At 67.2% G+C, this 18,849-nt stretch carries 18 protein-coding genes and 1 tRNA gene; 11 read left to right on the top strand and 8 right to left on the bottom strand.

Annotated features, from left to right (window positions below; all coding sequences use genetic code 11):
* Positions 1 to 11 precede the first annotated feature (11 nt).
* Positions 12 to 869, bottom strand: a complete 858-nt coding sequence (coxB, locus tag LI953_RS08365) for a cytochrome c oxidase subunit II (RefSeq protein WP_227075696.1) — start codon at positions 867 to 869, stop codon at positions 12 to 14.
* A gap of 182 nt (positions 870 to 1,051) precedes the next feature.
* On the bottom strand, positions 1,052 to 2,197 hold the full coding sequence (locus tag LI953_RS08360; RefSeq protein WP_227075592.1) for an ABC transporter substrate-binding protein: 1,146 nt from the start codon (positions 2,195 to 2,197) through the stop codon (positions 1,052 to 1,054).
* Positions 2,198 to 2,273: 76 nt separating this feature from the next.
* Here LI953_RS08360 and LI953_RS08355 point away from each other — a divergent pair, with 76 nt between their 5' ends.
* The 6 genes from LI953_RS08355 (at position 2,274) to LI953_RS08330 (ending at position 6,448) form a co-directional block, all read left to right on the top strand.
* The gene (locus tag LI953_RS08355; protein WP_227075591.1) at positions 2,274 to 3,275 is read left to right on the top strand and encodes an NAD(P)H-quinone oxidoreductase; all 1,002 of its coding nucleotides are present in this window, start codon (positions 2,274 to 2,276) and stop codon (positions 3,273 to 3,275) included.
* A gap of 53 nt (positions 3,276 to 3,328) precedes the next feature.
* On the top strand, positions 3,329 to 3,658 hold the full coding sequence (locus LI953_RS08350) for a hypothetical protein (protein ID WP_227075590.1): 330 nt from the start codon (positions 3,329 to 3,331) through the stop codon (positions 3,656 to 3,658).
* Between the two features lie 11 nt (positions 3,659 to 3,669).
* Positions 3,670 to 4,020, top strand: coding sequence for a RidA family protein (locus LI953_RS08345; RefSeq protein WP_227075589.1), 351 nt, complete (start codon positions 3,670 to 3,672; stop codon positions 4,018 to 4,020).
* Positions 4,021 to 4,317: 297 nt separating this feature from the next.
* On the top strand, positions 4,318 to 5,100 hold the full coding sequence (locus LI953_RS08340; RefSeq protein ID WP_227075588.1) for a CHAP domain-containing protein: 783 nt from the start codon (positions 4,318 to 4,320) through the stop codon (positions 5,098 to 5,100).
* A gap of 86 nt (positions 5,101 to 5,186) precedes the next feature.
* Entirely contained in the window at positions 5,187 to 5,777 is a 591-nt protein-coding gene (locus tag LI953_RS08335) for a nitroreductase family protein (protein WP_227075587.1), read from the top strand.
* 185 nt (positions 5,778 to 5,962) lie between these two features.
* Positions 5,963 to 6,448: an Hsp20/alpha crystallin family protein gene (locus tag LI953_RS08330; RefSeq protein ID WP_227075586.1), complete on the top strand. Its 486-nt coding sequence runs from the start codon at positions 5,963 to 5,965 to the stop codon at positions 6,446 to 6,448.
* A 2-nt stretch (positions 6,449 to 6,450) separates the two neighbouring features.
* Here LI953_RS08330 and LI953_RS08325 read toward each other — a convergent pair whose 3' ends face one another.
* The 4 genes from LI953_RS08325 to LI953_RS08310 all read right to left on the bottom strand — a co-directional run bounded on the left by LI953_RS08325 (position 6,451) and on the right by LI953_RS08310 (position 11,155).
* Complete coding sequence (locus tag LI953_RS08325; RefSeq protein ID WP_227075585.1) at positions 6,451 to 7,644, bottom strand: VWA domain-containing protein; 1,194 nt, start codon at positions 7,642 to 7,644, stop codon at positions 6,451 to 6,453.
* Between the two features lie 3 nt (positions 7,645 to 7,647).
* Entirely contained in the window at positions 7,648 to 8,487 is an 840-nt protein-coding gene (locus tag LI953_RS08320) for a MoxR family ATPase (RefSeq protein ID WP_227075584.1), read from the bottom strand.
* A 59-nt stretch (positions 8,488 to 8,546) separates the two neighbouring features.
* Positions 8,547 to 9,161, bottom strand: a complete 615-nt coding sequence (locus LI953_RS08315; RefSeq protein WP_227075583.1) for a class I SAM-dependent methyltransferase — start codon at positions 9,159 to 9,161, stop codon at positions 8,547 to 8,549.
* Between the two features lie 128 nt (positions 9,162 to 9,289).
* A complete protein-coding gene (locus LI953_RS08310; protein WP_227075582.1) occupies positions 9,290 to 11,155 on the bottom strand; it encodes a protein-disulfide reductase DsbD in 1,866 nt (621 codons plus the stop codon).
* Between LI953_RS08310 and hrpB the strand changes: the two genes are divergently transcribed.
* Complete coding sequence (hrpB, locus tag LI953_RS08305; RefSeq protein ID WP_227075581.1) at positions 11,154 to 13,589, top strand: ATP-dependent helicase HrpB; 2,436 nt, start codon at positions 11,154 to 11,156, stop codon at positions 13,587 to 13,589. The genes LI953_RS08310 and hrpB overlap by 2 nt on opposite strands.
* Positions 13,590 to 13,614: 25 nt before the next feature.
* Here hrpB and LI953_RS08300 read toward each other — a convergent pair whose 3' ends face one another.
* Both LI953_RS08300 and LI953_RS08295 read right to left on the bottom strand, forming a co-directional pair.
* The gene (locus LI953_RS08300; RefSeq protein ID WP_227075580.1) at positions 13,615 to 14,121 is read right to left on the bottom strand and encodes a hypothetical protein; all 507 of its coding nucleotides are present in this window, start codon (positions 14,119 to 14,121) and stop codon (positions 13,615 to 13,617) included.
* A 472-nt stretch (positions 14,122 to 14,593) separates the two neighbouring features.
* Positions 14,594 to 14,667: transfer RNA gene (locus LI953_RS08295), tRNA-Gly, on the bottom strand.
* A 199-nt stretch (positions 14,668 to 14,866) separates the two neighbouring features.
* On the opposite strand from LI953_RS08295, the gene metZ reads away from it, so the two are divergent.
* From metZ to LI953_RS08275, 4 genes are all read left to right on the top strand, one after another.
* Entirely contained in the window at positions 14,867 to 16,051 is a 1,185-nt protein-coding gene (metZ, locus tag LI953_RS08290) for an O-succinylhomoserine sulfhydrylase (RefSeq protein WP_227075579.1), read from the top strand.
* Positions 16,052 to 16,146: 95 nt separating this feature from the next.
* On the top strand, positions 16,147 to 17,193 hold the full coding sequence (locus LI953_RS08285) for an acyltransferase (RefSeq protein ID WP_227075578.1): 1,047 nt from the start codon (positions 16,147 to 16,149) through the stop codon (positions 17,191 to 17,193).
* A gap of 48 nt (positions 17,194 to 17,241) precedes the next feature.
* Positions 17,242 to 18,024, top strand: coding sequence for an SDR family oxidoreductase (locus LI953_RS08280; protein ID WP_227075577.1), 783 nt, complete (start codon positions 17,242 to 17,244; stop codon positions 18,022 to 18,024).
* A 6-nt stretch (positions 18,025 to 18,030) separates the two neighbouring features.
* Positions 18,031 to 18,849 (top strand): DNA polymerase IV (locus LI953_RS08275; RefSeq protein WP_227075576.1); only part of this gene is annotated, 819 nt, incomplete at its 3' end.

Below are 18,849 nucleotides of genomic sequence, written 5' to 3'. Positions count from 1 at the left end.
AGGCAGGCTCCTCAGCGCGTGGCGTCGGCCAACTGGTTGCGGGGCATGGGGGAGGACAACGGCGTGGCGGGCACGGTGTTGTCGGTGTAGGTAGCCAGGGCCGTCTTGGTCCAGGCGATGTAATCGGCCAGGGGCACGGCCTTGATCTCGATCGGCATGGCGTCGTGGTTGAGGCCGCAGATCTGGTTGCACTGGCCGTAATAGGTGCCGGGCTTGTCGATGATCGTCCAACTCGTAAGGGTGGTGCCGGGGATGGCGTATTTCTGCACCCCGAGCGAGGGCAGATAGAACCCGTGCAGCACGTCGCCCGAGGTGATCACGAATTTGACCTTCTCACCCACCGGCAGCACCAGCGGGTGATCGACCGAGAGGCGGCGCAGCTCGCCGGGTTGGATCTGGTCATCTGGGATCATGTAGCTCGTATAATCGAGCCCGGGAACCGAGTTGTAGTTATATTCCCAGTACCACTGATGCCCGGTGACGGTGACGGTGAGATACGGGTTGCTGTCATCGGCCTGGTAATAGATCAGGTTGATCGAGGGCACGATGATCACGGCGAGGATCAGCACCGGGACGACGATCCAGACCACCTCGATCAGCGTGTTATGCGTCACTTGGCTGGGCTTGGGGTTCCGGTTGGCGCGGAAACGGATGATGACAAACAGCATCAGCAGGCCGACGAACCCGACCACCCCGGCCATGATCCACAGCACATACTGCATCAGCCAGTCGATCCTGGCCTCCATCGGGCTGCCAGCCTTGGGCAGCCACATCTGCCAGTCGAACGGCGCGTTGACATAGCTATTCGCCGCGGCCAGGGGATCCGCCGACGCCGTCTGGGCCAGTGCGACATGCCCGCACAGGAGCATCACACACGCTACACCCAAGGCCGATACAATTCTCCGCTGCATTTTTCTTGTGTCCCGCTGCTCATCCAGGCCGTGCGATCAGCCTTTGTCTAGATACAAGTGATATAAGGCGCCCCCCGCAAGATCAAGTTTACCGCGAATTTATTGCAATGCAGCAAAAAGCGGGGCGCGGGCGCGGCCAATCAGGCCCCCGCCGGCACCAGCCCGCCATCGCGCCATTGCTGGAGTTCGACGAAACTGCCCTGGTTCTGGCCGCTGAGGTCGAAATTGACGCCGAAGCCGTTGCTCAGCGCGCCGCGCGGCAGCTTGGTGGCGCGCAGGGTGGCGAGCAGCTTGCCGGAATCGCCCCCGGCCTGGTTGAGCGCGCCGAACACCAGCCGGGCCCCGGCATAGGCGGTGAGGCTGTCGGCCGAGCGCGGCGGGATGCCGAATTTGGCGAGATAGGCGGCCTGCACCGGCGCGGCCGAGGCGGGGTAAAAGGGCGCGCCGATCACGAATCCGCCCAGGGTGGCGGGGCCGAGCGCGGCCTGGACCTCGCGCAGCTGGTAGCCGCCGCCGCAGCCGAGCAGCGCGCCGGGCCGCCAGCCCTGCGCTTGCGCCGCCAAGGCGAGGCCGAGCACGTCGTCGAGGCCGGCGGCGTGCAGCAGCACATCCACCTTGGCGCGCATCAGCATCCCCGCCTGGTCATACAGGTCGGCGACATCCTCCGGGTAGCTCACGGCCAGCGCGACCGGCAGCTTGGCCGCCGCCAGCGCGGCCAGCACCGCCGTGGCGATGGCGCTGGCGGCGGCGCTGGTATTGTAGAGCACGCCCAGGCGGCGCCCGGCGAAGCGGGACTGGATGGTGGCCGCCGCGAGCTGGCCGACCATGGCGGCGCTCGGCCCGGTGCGGAGCGTGTATTTGAAGCCTCGGGTGAGGATACCGTCGGCCAGGGCGGTCAGCTCTATAAAAGGTATCTGCGCCAGCTCGGCCGCGGCGGTCGCGGCGAAGGAGAGCGAGGAGATCCCACTGCCGAGAATGAGGTTGGCATGGGCGCCGGAGACTAGCCCGCTGACAGCCTGGGCGGCCTGGGCGGGATCAGGGGTATCGACCGGCAGCACCGATACCGGCTTGCCGGCGATGCCGCCCGACTGGTTCACCGCCTCCGCCGCCAGCATGATGCCGCGCAACACCTCGTCGCCGAGCAGCGACGCGGTGCCCGATAGCGGCAGCACCGCCCCGGCGGCGGGCGCGGCGGGCGAGGGCAGCGCAACCGTGGCCGCACCCGCCCGCGGCGCGAGGGCGCAGGCACCGGCGAAGCCCAGCATGAGGCGGCGGGAAAGAGACATGCGCCGCCTAACTCGCATCTGCGCCCGGCGGGAGCAAGGGTTGACGGCACCGCGCGAAGGGCGGAGTTCTTGGCGCATGAAGCTGCCAGACACGATGCGCTATGTGAATGTCCCCACCCCCGGCGGGCCGGAGGTGATGCGGGTGGAGACCGGCCCCCTGCCCGTCCCCCGCGATGACGAGGTGTTGATTCGGGTGATGGCCGCCGGGGTCAACCGGCCGGATGTGCAGCAGCGCAAGGGGTTATACCCACCCCCGCCCGGCGCCAGCCCGATCCTGGGCCTGGAAGTGGCGGGCGAAGTGGCGGCGCTGGGCGCCATGGCGAGCGGCTTCTACCCCGGGCACCGGGTGACCGCGCTGTGCAATGGTGGCGGCTACGCGGAATATGTGGCGGTGCCCGCGGCGCAATGCCTACCCTGGCCGGATGAGTATGACGCCATCCGCGCCGCCGCGCTGCCCGAGAATTTCTTCACCGTCTGGGCCAATCTGTTCGACATCGCCGGGCTGAAGCCGGGCGAGAGCGTGCTGGTGCATGGCGGCACCTCGGGCATCGGGCTCACCGCGATCCAGCTCGCCCGCGCGCAGGGCTGCCGGGTGTTCGCCACCGCCGGGTCGGACGAGAAATGCGCGGTGATCGAGCGCTATGGCGCCACCGCCATCAATTACAAGCGCCAGGATTTCGCCGAGGTGATCGCCGCGATCACGGATAAACGCGGCGTCGATGTGGTGCTGGATATCGTGGGCGGCCCCTATGCGGCGCGCAACCTTAAGAGCCTGGCCCAGGGCGGGCGGCTGGTGCTGGTCGCGGTGATGGAGGGGGCGAAGGCCGACGGGTTCGATCTGCGCCTGGTCATGGTGCGGCGGCTGACGGTGACGGGCTCGACCATGCGCCCGCGCAGCACCGCCGAGAAAGGCGCCATCGCCGCCGCGCTGAAGCAGAAGGTCTGGCCGCTGCTGGCTAATGGCAAGGTGGCGCCGGTGATCGACCGGGTATTCGCTCTGGAGGATGTGGCCGCGGCCCATGCGCTAATGGAGACGAGCGCGCATATCGGCAAGATCATGCTGCGCGTCGCCGGTTGAGTTTTGCCGGAATCGGTCTATTGCGAAGCGCCATGAAGCCCGGATCGCACCCTATGAAGCATGTTCTGCTGGCCGCCGCCGCTTGTCTGGGGCTGGCCGCCTGCGCCGCCGCGCCGGAAAGCGCGGCGCAGCAGGCCGAAAACGCCGCCTGCACCGCGCAGGCGAATGCCCAGTTCAACCAGGCGACGCTGGATGAATCCGCGCGCACCTCGCAGAACGGGCTGATGTTCGGCGCCACACCGAACCATGTGTTCGACGCCGAGCATATGGGCGCGCTGAGCGCGCGTGACAGCCAGATTCAGGACTGCGAAAAGACGGGCAACAATAACGGCCAGCCCGTGGTGAACGGGGTGCCGGTCGTCGCCCCGCACATCATCAACTGACGGAGTATCCCATGAGCCGCATCATCCGCACCGAACCCAGCCCCGTCCTCTCCAAGGCGGTGGAGTATCACGGCTTCGTCTACACCATGGGCGTGGTCGCCACGAACCCCGACGCCGGCATCAAGGCGCAGACCCAGGACGTGCTGGCGCAGATCGACGCCCTGCTGGAAGCGCATGGCACCGACAATACTCGCCTGCTGCAAGCGCATATCTGGCTGAAAAATATTGCAGATCGTTTAGCCATGAATGAAGTGTGGACCGCCTGGCTACCCGAGGGCGCCGCCCCCGTGCGCGCCTGCGTGCAGGCCGAGTTGGCCGACCCGCGCTACCTCGTGGAGATCATGGTCACGGCCTGCCGGTAAGCCCCGGAAGCCGAATTATTTCGTTTATATTAAGCATTTTAAAAGCCGCCGCCGGATCCGGGACTCGGGATTCGCGGCGGCTTTGTTGTGCCCGCCCCGGTGCCGTTTGCGGCGGCCGCCACGATAGGAAACTTGTCTTATCTTCACCTCTGGCGCCGGCGTAAAAATTACAAATTTTCTAAGCTGTTGTATTTTTGCCGCAGTCACGGGTTGCGTCTGGCGCAATACACCCTTAGCGCAATAGCATAATCCGAACGGCGTATGTGGCATCTGGGAATGAGGCAGTTTATGGGCGGCATGAAAACACCCTACAGTCTGTCGGGTTTGACCCGGACCGTGCTGATGGGCGTCTCCCTGGCTGCGGCACCTTTTGTTTCCGGCAATGCGGCCAAGGCCTCCACGCACCACAACACCCACCACGCCGCCACCCACCACCGCGTCGCCAGCACCCACCACACGGCGCACACCGCCGTCAGCACCGAGCATCATCGCGTGGCTTATGCCAGCCACAGCACCCATAGCCGGCTGAGCCATCACGCCAGCCAAACGCATAAGGTCGCCACGGCGTATCACCACCACTACACACGCACCGCCAGCTACCGCCATTCCGGCCTGCAATGCGTGCCTTATGCGCGCGAGGTGTCGCATATCGAACTCTCCGGCAACGCCTATCTGTGGTGGGCCGAGGCTGCCGGCCGCTACGCCCGCGGCAATATGCCGGTTGAGGGCGCGGTGCTGAATTTCCGTTCGATCGGGCGTATGCCGCTGGGCCACGTGGCGGTGGTGACCGCGGTGATGGATAGCCGCACCATCCTCGTCACCCAGGCCAATTGGATCCCGGGCACGATCACCAACGATGTTACCGTGCAGGACGTGTCGCCCGATAACGACTGGTCGCAGGTCCGCGTGGAACTCGGCGACAGCAGCAAATGGGGCGCGCCCTACCCAACCTATGGCTTTATCTATAACCGGCCCGACACTGGCACTGTGATCGCCGCCAACGGCCAGGGCGCCGAAGTGGCGGAAGCCCCCGCCGCCACGCCGATGAGCAGCGAAGCGCCGAACCGCAACCTGCAATAAGCCGGCGGCGCGGTCAGCCGCCCCGGCTTTGCAGCGGGGTGGTTATTGCCTAGTCTGATCCTGGGAACAGCCAGGAGCAAACGACAATGACCACCACGAATTCCCGTACAGCCGACCACCCGATCGAACAAATCTTCCTGGAGCGCTGGTCGCCCCGCGCCTTCACCGGCGAGGAGATCTCAGAAGCGACCCTGCGCACGATGTTCGAGGCGGCGCGCTGGGCGCCATCCTCCTATAATTCCCAGCCATGGCGGTTCATCTACGCCCGGCGCGACAATGCGCATTGGGACAAGCTGCTCGGCCTGCTCAACGAATTCAACCGCTCCTGGGCCAAGACGGCCTCGGCCATCGTGTTCATCGTCTCCTGCGAGACCATGGCCGTGCCAGGCAAGGACACGCCGGTGCCCTCGCATAGCCATTCCTTCGATACCGGGGCCGCCTGGGGCTATCTGGCGCTGCAGGCCACGTTCATGGGCTGGCACGCCCATGGCATGGTCGGCATCGACTGGGAGCATGTGTATACCGAGCTCAACGTGCCCGCCGGCTACCGGGTTGAGGCGGCGGTGGCGATCGGCCGACAGGGCCCGAAAACCCTGCTGCCCGAGGCGCTCCAGGCGCGCGAGGCGCCCAGCCCGCGCAAGCCGCTGTCGGAATTCGTGTTCGAGGGCGGGTTCTGAGCCCCTCCGGCCCTGGCGCGCCGCAGCCAGGGCCAAAACGCCGTTTGACGCGGATCAAGGTAACGATCCTCGGGGTTGCATAGTCTCCGGCCTCGCAGCGGGAATGGCATCGCCCTCCTGAAGCCTCGTGGCGCCGATCCTTGGTCATTTCCGCCTGTTTGATGTGTCTGCAAACGGAGACTCACATGGCCAATTCGCAAGTCGAGGTGAAAAAATCCGGCCCCGCGCCGCAACCCGCTGATCCCTGGCGCTCTTTCCGCAACGAGATGGACCGGGTGTTCGAGCAATTCAGCCAGTCATTTGCCCCGTGGTCGCTGTTCCGCGGCGCTGAGAGCGTGAAGCTTCCCTCCGTCGACATCACCGAGGACGAGAAGGCCTTCACCCTCACCGCTGAATTGCCCGGCCTGGCGGCGGAGGATGTGGAGGTTGCGCTGGATGGCCGGACCCTGGTGATCAAAGGCGAGAAACAGCAGGAAAGCACCACGGAGGAAAAGAATTATCACCTCACCGAGCGCAGCTATGGCGCGTTCGAGCGCAGCTTCTACCTGCCGGACGGGGTGAACGCGGAGGCGATTGCGGCCTCGGTGGCGAAGGGCGTGCTGACCGTGACCCTGCCGAAGCTGCCGGCGGCCACCGAAAAGGCGAAGAAGATCGAGGTGAAGACCGCCTGAGCCTATTGCATGAGGCGGCGCATGGCCTGGTCCAGCCCTTCCAGGGTGAGGCCATACATGCGCCGCTCCATCAGCTCGGCGATCAGCCGCGTGGTTTGCGTGTGCTGCCAAAGATTCTCGGGCACCGGGTTGATCCAGGCGGCCTTGGGATAAGTGTGCAGGATGCGCGTCAGCCAGGTTTTGCCGCTCTCCTGACTCCACGAGGAGATGGCGCCGCCGGGAGAGATCAGCTCGTAGGGGCTCATCGCCGCATCGCCGACGAAGACCAGTTTCCAGGTGTGATCATAGGTGTGCAGCACGTCGAGCGTGGGGATGGCATCCGCCGCATGCATGCGGGCGTCCTTCCACAGCATCTCGTAAGGGCAGTTGTGGAAGTAGAGGTGCTTCAGATGCTTGAACTCGGAGCTGGCGGCGGTGAAGAGCTGCTCGCAGAGATGCACATGCTCATCCATCGAGCCGCCGATATCGAGCAGCAGCAGCAGCTTTACCGCATTGTGTCGTTCCGGCACCATTTGCAGGTCGAGATACCCGGCATTGCGGGCGGTGGAACGGATAGTGCCGGCGAGGTCCAGCTCCTCTGCCGCGCCCTCGCGGGCGAAGCGGCGCAGGCGGCGGAGCGCGATCTTCATGTTGCGGGTGCCCAGCTCGGCATCGCCGGCGAGGTTGCGGAACTCCCGCTTGTCCCACACTTTCACCGCTGATTTATGGCGGCTGCCCTGCTGGCCGATGCGCACGCCCTCGGGGTTGTAGCCATGGGCGCCGAAGGGCGAGGTGCCGGCGGTACCGATCCATTTATTGCCGCCCTGGTGGCGGCCTTGTTGCTCCGCCAGACGCTGGCGCAGCGTCTCCATCAGTTTCTCGAAGCCGCCCAGCGCCTCGATCTGCGCCTTTTCCTCGTCGCTCAGCAGCCGCTCGGCCAGTTTCTCCAGCCATTCGCGCGGCAGCTCCTGCGGCGCGACCTCGTCCGGCGCCTCGGGCCGGGGTTGCAGCACGCCCTTGAAATGCTCGGCGAACACGGCGTCGAACTTGTCGAGGAAGCGTTCATCCTTCACCAGCGTGGCGCGGGCGAGGTAGTAGAAATGCTCGGCATCGAACCCCGCAAGACCTTGCCGCATGGCCTCCTGCAAGGTGAGGAATTCGCGCAAGCTGGCCTTCACCCCCGCCGCGCGCAAGGCCAGGAAGAAGGCGAGAAACATGGCTCAGCCGCGCCGGGCCATGAAGGCGATGCGCTCGAACAGATGCACATCCTGCTCGTTCTTCAGCAGCGCGCCATGCAGCGGCGGGATCAGCTTGGCGGCGTTGCGCTCGCGCAGCAATTCGGGGCCGATCTCCTCGGCCAGGAGCAGCTTCAGCCAGTCCAGGAATTCCGAGGTGCTGGGGCGTTTCTTCAGCCCCGGCAATTCGCGCAGCTCGAAGAAGCTGGTCAGCGCCTCGTTCAGCAACAGGCGCGAGATGCCGGGGTAATGCACATCGACGATGCGCTGCATCGTCTCGCGGTCGGGGAATTTGATGTAGTGAAAGAAGCAGCGGCGCAGAAAGGCGTCCGGCAGCTCCTTCTCATTGTTCGAGGTGATGACGATGATCGGGCGCTGCTTCGCCCTTACCGTCTGCCGGGTTTCGTAAACAAAGAACTCCATGCGGTCGAGTTCGAGCAGCAGATCGTTGGGGAATTCGATGTCGGCCTTGTCGATCTCGTCGATCAGCAGCACCGGGGCGGCCTCAGCCGCGAAGGCGTCCCACAGCTTGCCGCGGATGATATAGTTGGCGATGTCATGCACCCGCGCATCGCCGAGCTGGGAGTCCCGCAGGCGGGAGACGGCGTCGTATTCATACAACCCCTGCTGCGCCTTGGTGGTGGATTTCACATGCCAGGAGATCAGGGGCTTGTGCAGCGCCTTGGCGATCTCCTGCGCCAGCACGGTCTTGCCGGTGCCCGGCTCACCCTTGATCAGCAGCGGCCGCTCCAGCGCCACCGCGGCGTTGACCGCGACTTTCAGATCCTCGGTCGCGACGAAACTATCGGTTCCCTCAAAGCGCATCGGCTGTCCCCTTCATCGCGTGAAAGGTAGCCGGGCGGGCTGATCCGTCAACCCGACGCCTAGTTGGGCAGCTCGACCAGGCGGAACAGGCCGAGCGGGCGGAGGTCGCGGATCTTCGCGGTGGCGAGATCGGCGGGGGTGAAGATGTGGCCGAGGCGGAAATCCGGGTGCCAGCCGAGCAGGGAGGAGGCGGGGGCCAAAGCACGCTCGGCCCACCAGATGGGGCCGTGCTCACGCGCGAAATGGTTGACGAACAGGATGGTTCCGCCGGGCTTCACCACCCGGCGCAACTCGCGCACCAGCAGATGCGGGTCCGGCACCACGGAGGCGACGAACATCGCCACCGCCGCGTCGAAGCTGGCGGCGGGGAAGCTGGTGGCCTGGGCGTCCATCTCCAGCAGCGCCTCGACATGGTGCAGCCCCAGCGCGGCGACACGCTCGCGCGCCTGCTCCAGCATATGGTGCGAGAGGTCGATGCCGGTGATGCGCTTTTCCGGGTTGTAATGCGGCAGAGCGAGGCCGGTGCCGACGCCAACCTCCAGCACCGTCTCCGCCGGGAGCCGGTTGACGGCCGCGATCGCCTCCTGCCGGGCCTGCCGCGAGACGAGGCCGAACAGGCTGTCATAAGTGCGCGCCTGGCGCTGATAGGCGGCACGGACATCGTCCGCATCCATGGGTGAATGCCGCCCCCGTATCGCCGCACCGAATCCCTGTGCCATATACGTCCTCGCGCATATCATATCATAAAAGCTTCATCGAACTTGGCGCAGAATGCCGCGCCGGCGCAATGGGCCGAATAGTGTTACTGCCCCAGCGCCGCGATGACCAGCCCGGGCGAGAGTATCTGCGGCAAACGCCGCGCCGCCGCCGCGCCGGGCGGATAATAAAGGTAAAGCGGCACGCCGGCGCGGTGATTGGCCGCCAGCAGGGCGGTGAGGGCGGGGGTGCGGTCCGTCCAATCGCCGACCAGCAGCGCGACATGGCGGGCAGCAAAGGCGCGTTGCACTGTGGGGGTGGCGAGGGTGGTCGTCTCATTGACCAGGCAGGTGACGCACCAGGCGGCGGTGAGGTCGATGAAGACCGGGCGGTCGGCGGCGCGCAGGCTGGCGAGCGCGGCGGCGGAATAAGGCTGTGCGCCGGGTAAGGTCAGCGCCGGGGCGGCGGGGGAGGCGTGCAAAAACGGCAGCAGCACCGCCACCGCCAGAATCAGAACCGGGCGCCAGCGCAGAAAGACCGCCAAAGCCAAGCCGCCGAGCAACAGCAGCGCCAGCCCCGCCGCGCCGGATTGGCGGAACAGCACCCAGGCGAGCCAGCCGAAGGTGGCGAACATCGGCAGCGCCAGGAGGCGTTGCAGCCAGAGCATCCAGGCGCCGGGGCGCGGCAACCGGGCCGCGAGTTGCGGCGCCGTGGCCAGCACCAGGATAGGCAGCGCCAGCCCCAGCCCAAGCGCGGCGAAAATCCCCAGCGCTGGAGCCACCGGCAGGGCCAGGGCGGCGGCGATGGCCGTGCCCATGAACGGCGCCGTGCAGGGCGTGGCAACCAGCACCGCCAGCAGCCCGGTGAGGAAGCTATGCTGCGCCGGGACATGGCGGATGAAGCCGGGCGTGACGAGATGGAACCAGCCCGCGAGGCTGAGCCCGACGGCCAGAATGATCCAGGCCGCCACCGCCACGAAAACCGGGGACTGGAACTGGAACCCCCAAAACGCCGCCGCCCCCGCCGCGCGCAGGGCAAGCAGCAGCCCGGCCAGGGCAAGCATCGAGACCAGCACGCCCGCCGCGTAGCCCAGCGCCTCGCGCCGTATATGCCCATGCGCCGCGCCGCCGAGGCGGGTGAAGGCGAAGGCCTTCATCGCCAGCACGGGAAACACGCAGGGCATCAAGTTGAGCACCAACCCGCCGAGCAGCGCCAGCAGCCAATAAGGCGGGTGCGCGACGGGCAGCCCGGGCGGAGCGCTGATCGCCAGGGCCTGCATCGCGCCGGAATGGTCGGTGAGTTCCAGCACGCCGGTGAGTGGCGATGGCGGCGGGGCCGCGAGTTTGAGGCGCAGCGTCAGCCCATCGGCGGTGAAGCCCAGAATCTGCGGGGCGGCGTTGTCGAGCAGGCCCGGCGTATCGGGGAAAAACCGGGCGGCGGCGATCTGCGCGGCGCTGGGGCCGGTGAGGGCGAGCGTGCCATCGGGCGACAGGCTGGCGGGGAAGGGTGAGGCGACGATGCCCGAGGGCGGCAGCGCCGCGCCGCCCGCGAGGCTGAGTGTGAAGGCCGCATGCTCGGGCACGCAGATATCGGCGCAGACCAGCCAGGAGGCGGAGATGGCAGCGCCCAGCGGCGCGCCGGTCACGGTGAAAGGCAGCACCACATGGCCCGAGAGCACATAGGCCGCGACGCCGTTTTGCAGCAGGTATTCGGGCGGCGGGAAGGCGAGCGGAGAGACCTGCGCCGGTGGCGGCGCCGAGACACGCGGGGGGAACCCGGCATCACCGGGATTGCGCCAATAAATATGCCAGCCCGGCTGCAACGAGAACTCCAGCGCCAGCCGCCCCGCCCCGCCCTCGCTCGCCCCCTGCACCAGCCGCACCGTGTCGCGCGGCGAGGTGAACACATCACCCGGCGTGGCCAGGGCCAGACCGGGGAGCAACAACAGCAGAAACAGCAAGACGGTGCGCATGGCGGCAATATCGCATGGCGCGGCGCTCTCTGGTATCCGGGCGGCGATGATCGACCTGCCCGTAAAAGACATTCTGCCCGAGTTGCTGCGCACCCTGACCACCGAGGCGCGCAACGCCGTGCTGGTCGCCCCGCCCGGCGCGGGCAAAACCACGCTGGTGCCGCTGGCCGCGATGCGGGCGAGCATGGGCAAGATCCTGCTGCTGGAGCCGCGGCGGCTGGCGGCGCGGGCGGCGGCGATGCGCATGGCGGAATTGCTGGGCGAGAGCGTGGGGCGGCGGGTTGGCTTCCGCACCCGGTTGGAAAGCGCGGTGGGGCCGGAGACAATGGTGGAGGTGATCACCGAAGGGCTGCTGACCTCCCGCCTGCTGACCGACCCTGGGCTGACCGGGGTGAATCTGGTGATCTTCGACGAGGTGCATGAACGCAGCCTGGACGCGGATCTGGCCCTGGCCCTGGTGCTGGATTTGCAGCGCAATCTGCGGCCGGAGCTGCGTATCCTGGCGATGTCGGCCACCGCCGAGGCGGAGAAAATCTCCCGCCTGCTCGACGCGCCGGTGATCGAGAGCGCGGGCAAGATGTTTCCAGTCGAGGTGCAGCACGCGAAGCGGGATATCATGTCGGCGCGGGATCTGCCGGAGGCGGCGGCCAAGGCGGTGCGCGAGGCGCTGGTGGCGCATCCGGGCGATATCCTGGTGTTTCTGCCCGGCATGGCGGAAATCCGCCGCACCCAGGCGGCGCTGGAGAAATGCCCGGCCCTGGTGCTGCCGCTGCATGGCGATCTCTCGCGCGAGGCGCAGGACACAGCCCTGCGCGAGCATGAGGGGCGGCGCGTGGTGCTCTCCACCTCCATTGCCGAAACCTCGCTCACGGTTCCGGGGGTGCGCATCGTCATCGATGGCGGTTACCGCCGCGCGCCGGTGCTCGATGGCGCCACCGGGCTGACCCGGCTCACCACCCTGCGCATCAGCCGGGCGGCGGCGGCGCAGCGCGCGGGGCGTGCCGGGCGCCTGGGGCCGGGGGTTGCGATCCGTTTATGGTCCGAGGCGCTGCACCGGGGGCTGGCGCTGTTCGAGACACCGGAGATTTTGGCCGCTGAACTTTCCGGGCTGGTGCTGGCCTGCGCCGCTTGGGGCGAATTGCCCGCCACCCTGCCCTTCATCGACCCGCCCCCCGAAGGCGCGGTGAAGGCCGCGCGTGCGCTGCTGGAGGAGCTGGGCGCGGTGGATGAGCGCGGGCGGATCACCGCGCTGGGCCGGGAGATGGCCCGGCTGCGCGCCGAGCCGCGGCTGGCGGCGATGATGCTGGCGGGTGAGGCCAAGCCTGAGCGCGCGCTGGCGGCGGAAATCGCGGCGGTGCTGGAGGAGAGGGATTTCCTGGGGCGCGAGGCCTCGGCGGATTTGCGGCTGCGGCTCGAGGCATTGGCCGGACGGGGCGAGGGCGACCGCGCCATCCTCGCCCGTGTGCGCCAGGCGGCGAAGATCTACCGCAACCGGCTGGGCGTGGGCACAATACCGGCGGGCGGCGAACCGGGCGCGCTGCTGGCGGCGGCCTTCCCCGACCGGATTGGTCAGGCGCGGGGCGAGGCGGGCTCCTACCGCCTCTCGGGCGGCGGCTCGGGCAATCTCTCCCCGGCCGACCCGCTGGCGCGCGCGCGGCTGCTGGTGGTGGGGGCGCTGGAGGCGAAAGGCGGCCGCATCCGCCTAGCCGCGCCGCTGGACCTGGAGGCTCTGCCCGCCAGCTTGCGCGCACGCTGCAAGACCACGCGGGAAACCGGGTTCGATCCGGCATCGGGCAGCGTGTCGGTGCGCGAGCGGGTGCGCCTGGGCGCGCTGGTGCTGGCCGACCGCAACGCCCCGGCCACGCCGGACGAGGTGCAGGCGGCCCTGGCCAACGCCCTGGCGACCCGGCTGGATCAGCTGGACTGGACCGAGGCAGCGGAGAATTTCTGTGCCCGCGCCGCGGTGATGCGCGGCATCGACCCGGATTACCCGGACCTCTCGCGCCAGGCCCTGGCAGCGGCGGTGCAGGATTGGCTGGCGCCCTATCTGGCCGGGATGACCAGCCTGCGCGGCGCCCGCAGCGTGGATGTGCTGGCGGCGCTGCGCAACTGGGTGGGGTATGAGCGCGCGGCGCGGCTGGACAGGGACTTGCCCGCCGAGATCAAGCTGAAGCGCGGCACGGTGCGGATCGATTATAGCGGCCCGGTGCCGGTGGCCTCGGCCCGCGCGCATGTGTTTTATGGCACCGACACCACGCCGCAACTGGCCGGTGGCAAGGTGAAGCTGCAACTCGCCCTGCTCTCCCCGGCGGGGCGGCCGATCGCCATCACCGCCGATCTCGCCGGGTTTTGGCGCGGCGGCTGGGCGGATGCGCGGCGCGACATGCGCGGGCGCTACCCCAAGCACGATTGGCCGGAGACGCCCTGGTTATGATAAACAGGCCAACCTCCGGCACCCATCAAAACTGGAGCGTGTATTTCCGCCCTTTATTATCCTCGCCTTCGCCAAACCCAACCGGAGGGTTGCCCGCTTTAATCTGCATCTTGATCACGATGACCGTGCCCTTGTTGCCCACGAGGGTGGCGGAAGCGGGCACCGTGTCGCTCACCTGCTGGGTGGAAACAGTGGTCTCATTGCCAAACAATGTCGGATGCGATGCCTGGGTGTAGGTGGTCGCCGGGAAAGCCGTGTAATTTCCGTCCAGAACCTCTCCCGAGACCGGATCAGTGGCGACCATCTTGCCAGTCGGATTGTCGAAAGTGCTCAGCTGGATCTGCACGGGCATAATCTTGCCGTCGGCCACCGACACAATTCGGCCGGGGATGTATTCAGACGTCGGGGATTGCGGCACAGCGCACCCTGCAAGGAAAAAAGCGGCAAACAGCGCGCCCAGAATTTTCATCACCCGCTCTCCCTTTAGTTCAGCCCGCATGATCGCGCTTGATAAAAGCGTACCAAGCTCCATCCGCGGCATTATTCTGAACTCGCAAAAATAATGTCAATCCGGGGTGGATCGGGCTCCGGAGATTGGGCGTGGCGGAGCATTTATCCACAGGCCTCTTGATAACCCTGTGGATATGTTTGTGGACAGTGCCGCAAGAGCCGGGACAACCGGATTATGCTCGTTAACAGACCGCACGCCCCCGCTGAGACCATGGAAACCAAAATTCTACGTAAAAACCAACGATTTTATCAAAACACCTGCTGCCGGCCGCACGCTCAGCCACCATTAAACTCGTTGATTTTTAACGAAGCATGGATGGTGGAAAACTATTTTTGCGGCGCATCATACCGGCCGCATGAGGTGCCAATGGCAACCCAGCCTGCCTGACCGGCACCGCCGGTTCGATAGGGGGTGGAGCGCATGGATCGGAGTTCTATCGTAAGTCTTCCCCCGGCGTGATTGCGCTTTGCGCAGGCATCGCCAGATGGGAAATTGGAGCGGGTAGCGGGAATCGAACCCGCGCATTCAGCTTGGGAAGCTGACAGGCTACCATTACATCATACCCGCCTGTGCGCGCGTACATATCCCGCCAGCATTGACCGCGCAAGCGGGGAGGCGTAGGCGATGCGAACCTCGTGATTTGTCCGGCCGGATTGCGGCGAGGCTGGCTGCCGCCAGGAGCAAAATAAGCGCGCTAAAGAGGCTGAGGCGTGTGCGCGCGCCGCAATCTCCCGTGGCCGGACGTTTTTTTGGATGGGCCACCACGATGTCCGACACGCCGAAAACCCGCCTTGCCACCGATCTGATCCATGCCGGGCGGATCCGCACCAATATCGAGGAAAACGCCGAGGCGTTGTTCCTGACCTCTGGCTTCACCTATGAGAGCGCGGAGATGGCGGAGGCGGTGTTCGACAACCGCGTCGAACATTTCCAGTATTCGCGCTTCGCCAACCCGACGGTGACGATGCTGGAGCGCAAGCTCGCCAAGATCGAGGGCGCGGAGGCCTGCCGCGCCACCGCCACGGGCATGGCGGCGGTGTCGTCGGCGCTGCTCTGCGGCATCAAGGCCGGGCAGCGCGTGGTGGCGGCGCGGGCGCTGTTTGGCTCCTGCCACTGGATCGTCAGCACCCTGCTGCCGCAATACGGGGTGGAGACGGTGTTCGTGGAAGGCACCGACATGGCGGAATGGAAGGCGGCGTTGAGCCAGCCGACCGCGCTGGTGCTGCTGGAAACGCCCTCCAACCCGATGCTGGATATTGTCGATCTGCGCGCGGTGTCGGATCTGGCGCATGCGGCGGGGGCGATCGTGGTGGTGGATAACGTGTTCGCCACGCCGCTGCTGCAAAAGCCGCTGGAGCTGGGCGCGGATGTGGTGGTGTATTCGGCGACCAAGCATATGGACGGCCAGGGCCGCGTGCTCGGCGGCGCGGTGCTGGGCAGCAAGCAATGGATGGAGACGGTGTTCCAGCCCTTCTTCCGCAACACCGGCCCAGCGATGTCGCCGTTCAATGCCTGGGTGATCCTGAAGGGGCTGGAGACGATGCATCTTCGCGTCGCGGCTCAGTCCAAATCCGCCGAGGCGATCGCGCAATTCCTGGAAGCCTCGCCGAAGATCGCGCGCGCGCTCTACCCCACCCTCGCCTCGCACCCGCAGCGCGAACTGGCGATGGCGCAAATGTCGGACGGGGGTACGCTGGTGACCTTCGAGGTGAAGGGCGGCAAGGAGGCGGCCTTCCGGATGATGAACGCGTTCCGGATCATCACCATCTCCAACAATCTGGGTGACACGAAATCGCTCGCCACGCATCCGGCGACCACCACGCATCTGCGCATCGGGGCGGAGGAGCGCGCCAGGCTCGGCATTACCGATGGCTGCATCCGCCTCTCCGTGGGGCTGGAGGATACCCAGGACCTGATCGAGGATCTGGCCCGAGGGCTGGCGCAGGCGTGATCGATGCGAAAAGATAATCGACTTTAAGTTGTATATATAGCAAAAATGGCGATATTTTCGCTTATATTCATCTTTAGGTTGTAGGTATGCGGCGCTTGGCGCGACTGGATGGGCTGCGGGGCGTGCTGGCGGTTTACGTCATGCTCGGCCACGCCTTGCCGCTCACGGCGGTGCCCGGCTGGGCGGCGTCGCCCTTCCGCCATGGCGAGGCGGCGGTGGACCTGTTCTTCGCGCTCAGCGGGCTGGTGATCGCGCCCTCGCTGGAGCGCTTCGGCTGGCGGTTCGCGCCCTTCATGCGGGCGCGGGCGCGGCGGCTGCTGCCGGTATATGGCTTGGTTCTGGCGGGCAGCATCGGGCTGACGGCGCTGGGCGACCCGCTGCGCGGCCTGGCCTGGGTGGGGGCCGAGGGGCGCGACATCATGGCGGGTGCGCTGCCGCCCAACCTGCTCGCGCATGTGCTGGCGCATCTCGCGCTGGTGCAGGGCGTCATCCCGCAGCCGGTGCTGCCTTACGCTTATGTCACCCTGCTCGGCCCGGCCTGGAGCCTCTCCACCGAATGGCAATTCTATGTGCTGATCGGGCTGGCGGCGCCGCAGCGGCTGGGGCGGCTCGCTCTGCTGCTACTCGGGCTGGGCGCGGTGTATCGGGTCTTGCCGTTCGGCTTCGCCTTCAGCCGCGCCTTTCTGCCCGATGCGGCGCCGTTTTTCGCGCTCGGCCTGGCCAGCGCGGCGCGGCTGCGCGGCGAGGGCGGGCGCAGCTTCTGGGTCTGCCTGTTCGGCGCCTGCGCCCTGGCGCTGCCCGATGGCGCCGGGAAAGCCCTCACCCCGCTGGCCTGGGGCTTGGTGATGCTGGCGCAGCGCCAAGCCTGGGGGGCGGTGCTGGAAAGCCGGGTTTTGCAATATCTGGGGGCGATCTCCTACCCGCTCTACCTGGTAAACGAACCGGCGCAGCGGGCGGTGGCGCTGGTGCTGGGGCGGGTGGCGCAGGGGCATCCCGGCTGGTTCAGCGCAGTGTTTCTGCCGGCCAGCACCGGCCTCGCGCTGCTGCTCGCGGCCTGGCTGCACCGCGCGGTGGAGCGCCCCTGGATGCGCCCGGCGCGGCCTTGGTCATCCGCCGTCATTGCCGCGGACGCGCCGGAGTGAGACAAAGGCGGCTTCAGGGCTGAACGCCACAACGCGGGAGAGGCTGACATGCGGTTGCAGGGTAAACGGATCTTCATCACCGGGGCCGGAGGCGGCATCGGCCGCGCCGCGGCGGAGAAATGCGCGGCGGAGGGCGCGGCGGTGATCTGCGCCGATCTGCACGCCGCATCGGCCGAGGCCACGGTGGCGGCGATCCGCGACGCGGGCGGGAAGGCCGTGGCGGTGATCGGCAACCTCACGCACGAGGCCGCCTGCGCGGCGATGTTCGCCGAGGGCGCGGCGGCGTTTGGCGGCATCGATGCGCTGTTTAACAATGCCGGCATCTGCGCCGCGGACGATGCCGGGCCGGTGGAAACGCCGCTCGCCACCTGGGACAAGACCATCGCGGCCAATCTCACCTCGGTGTTCCTGTGCTGCAAGGCGGGGATTCCGTATCTGCTGGAAGCGGGCGGCGGCGTCATCATCAACAACGCCTCGATCGTCGCCCTGGTCGGCTCGGCCTTTCCGCAGATCGCCTACACAGCGGCAAAGGGGGGCGTGCTGTCGATGACGCGGGAGCTGGCGGTGATGTATGCGCGCAAGAAACTCCGCGCCGTGGCGATCTGCCCAGGGCCGACCGCGACGCCGCTGGTGCAGGCCTTCATGGCCGATGAGGAGGCGTGGAAGCTGCGCCGCCGCTATTTGCCGATGGGGCGGCTGGGGCAACCCGCCGAGATCGCCAATCTCGTCGCGTTCCTGGCCTCCGACGAGGCGAGCTTCATCACCGGCTCGGCCTACACCATCGATGGCGGGGTGACGGCGGCTTATGTGATCGACGACTCCCAGACCTGAGCCGCGATGCCGGCGATCTGCCGCGACTGCGATGCCGAGGTGGAGACGGGCAATCTCTGCCCGCGCTGCGGCTCGGTGCGCGTGGCGCGGCATCCGGAGCTGTTCAGCCTCGCCATCGGGCATGTGGATTGCGACGCTTTCTTCGCCACGGTGGAGAAGCGGGACCGGCCGGAGCTGCAGGATGTGCCGGTGATTGTGGGCGGCGGCACGCGCGGCGTGGTCAGCACCTGTTGTTACATTGCGCGGCTCTCGGGCGTGCGCTCGGCCATGCCGATGTTCAAGGCCCGGCAGCTTTGCCCGCAAGCGGTGGTGCTGAAGCCCGACATGGCGAAATACGCGGCTGTCTCCCGCCAGGTGCGGGCGATGCTCGAGACGCTGACGCCGCTAGTGCAGATGCAGTCGATCGACGAGGCAGTGCTCGACCTCACCGGCACTGAAGCGCTGCACGGCGCACCGCCGGCGGTGGTGCTCAACCGCTTCGCTAGGCAGGTGGAACGCGAGCTGGGCATCACTGTCTCCATCGGGCTGGCCCCCAACCGGCTGCTGGCCAAGCTGGCGGCGGAGCGGGGCAAGCCGCGCGGGTTCTTTGTGTTCGGGGCCGAGGCGGCGGGGGAGCTGGCGCTGGAGCCGGTGGGGATTCTGCCCGGCGTGGGGCCGGTGCAGGCCAGGCGGCTGGCGGGTATGGGCATCACACGCGTCGGGCAGCTGGCGGCGCTGGATGAGCGCCAGGCGCGCGCCCTGGGCGAGGATGGCCCGGCCCTGGTGGCGCGGGCGCAAGGGCGCGATGACCGGCCCGTGCGGCGCGAGCGGGAGACCAAATCGATC

The organism is Acidocella sp. KAb 2-4 (genome assembly GCF_020567705.1).
Taxonomy (GTDB): domain Bacteria; phylum Pseudomonadota; class Alphaproteobacteria; order Acetobacterales; family Acetobacteraceae; genus Acidocella.
Note: the sequence above shows the minus strand (reverse complement) of the source record. Positions and strands in the feature narration are given on the sequence as shown.

What these genes read in the sequence shown, in the direction of transcription:
- coxB (WP_227075696.1), bottom strand. Translation starts at nt 869, where the DNA reads ATGCTCCTGTGCGGGCATGTCGCACTGGCCCAGACGGCGTCGGCGGAT.
- LI953_RS08360 (WP_227075592.1), bottom strand. Translation starts at nt 2,197, where the DNA reads ATGTCTCTTTCCCGCCGCCTCATGCTGGGCTTCGCCGGTGCCTGCGCC.
- LI953_RS08355 (WP_227075591.1), top strand. Translation starts at nt 2,274, where the DNA reads ATGAAGCTGCCAGACACGATGCGCTATGTGAATGTCCCCACCCCCGGC.
- LI953_RS08350 (WP_227075590.1), top strand. Translation starts at nt 3,329, where the DNA reads ATGAAGCATGTTCTGCTGGCCGCCGCCGCTTGTCTGGGGCTGGCCGCC.
- LI953_RS08345 (WP_227075589.1), top strand. Translation starts at nt 3,670, where the DNA reads ATGAGCCGCATCATCCGCACCGAACCCAGCCCCGTCCTCTCCAAGGCG.
- LI953_RS08340 (WP_227075588.1), top strand. Translation starts at nt 4,318, where the DNA reads ATGAAAACACCCTACAGTCTGTCGGGTTTGACCCGGACCGTGCTGATG.
- LI953_RS08335 (WP_227075587.1), top strand. Translation starts at nt 5,187, where the DNA reads ATGACCACCACGAATTCCCGTACAGCCGACCACCCGATCGAACAAATC.
- LI953_RS08330 (WP_227075586.1), top strand. Translation starts at nt 5,963, where the DNA reads ATGGCCAATTCGCAAGTCGAGGTGAAAAAATCCGGCCCCGCGCCGCAA.
- LI953_RS08325 (WP_227075585.1), bottom strand. Translation starts at nt 7,644, where the DNA reads ATGTTTCTCGCCTTCTTCCTGGCCTTGCGCGCGGCGGGGGTGAAGGCC.
- LI953_RS08320 (WP_227075584.1), bottom strand. Translation starts at nt 8,487, where the DNA reads ATGCGCTTTGAGGGAACCGATAGTTTCGTCGCGACCGAGGATCTGAAA.
- LI953_RS08315 (WP_227075583.1), bottom strand. Translation starts at nt 9,161, where the DNA reads ATGGATGCGGACGATGTCCGTGCCGCCTATCAGCGCCAGGCGCGCACT.
- hrpB (WP_227075581.1), top strand. Translation starts at nt 11,154, where the DNA reads ATGGCGGCAATATCGCATGGCGCGGCGCTCTCTGGTATCCGGGCGGCG.
- LI953_RS08310 (WP_227075582.1), bottom strand. Translation starts at nt 11,155, where the DNA reads ATGCGCACCGTCTTGCTGTTTCTGCTGTTGTTGCTCCCCGGTCTGGCC.
- LI953_RS08300 (WP_227075580.1), bottom strand. Translation starts at nt 14,121, where the DNA reads ATGGAGCTTGGTACGCTTTTATCAAGCGCGATCATGCGGGCTGAACTA.
- metZ (WP_227075579.1), top strand. Translation starts at nt 14,867, where the DNA reads ATGTCCGACACGCCGAAAACCCGCCTTGCCACCGATCTGATCCATGCC.
- LI953_RS08280 (WP_227075577.1), top strand. Translation starts at nt 17,242, where the DNA reads ATGCGGTTGCAGGGTAAACGGATCTTCATCACCGGGGCCGGAGGCGGC.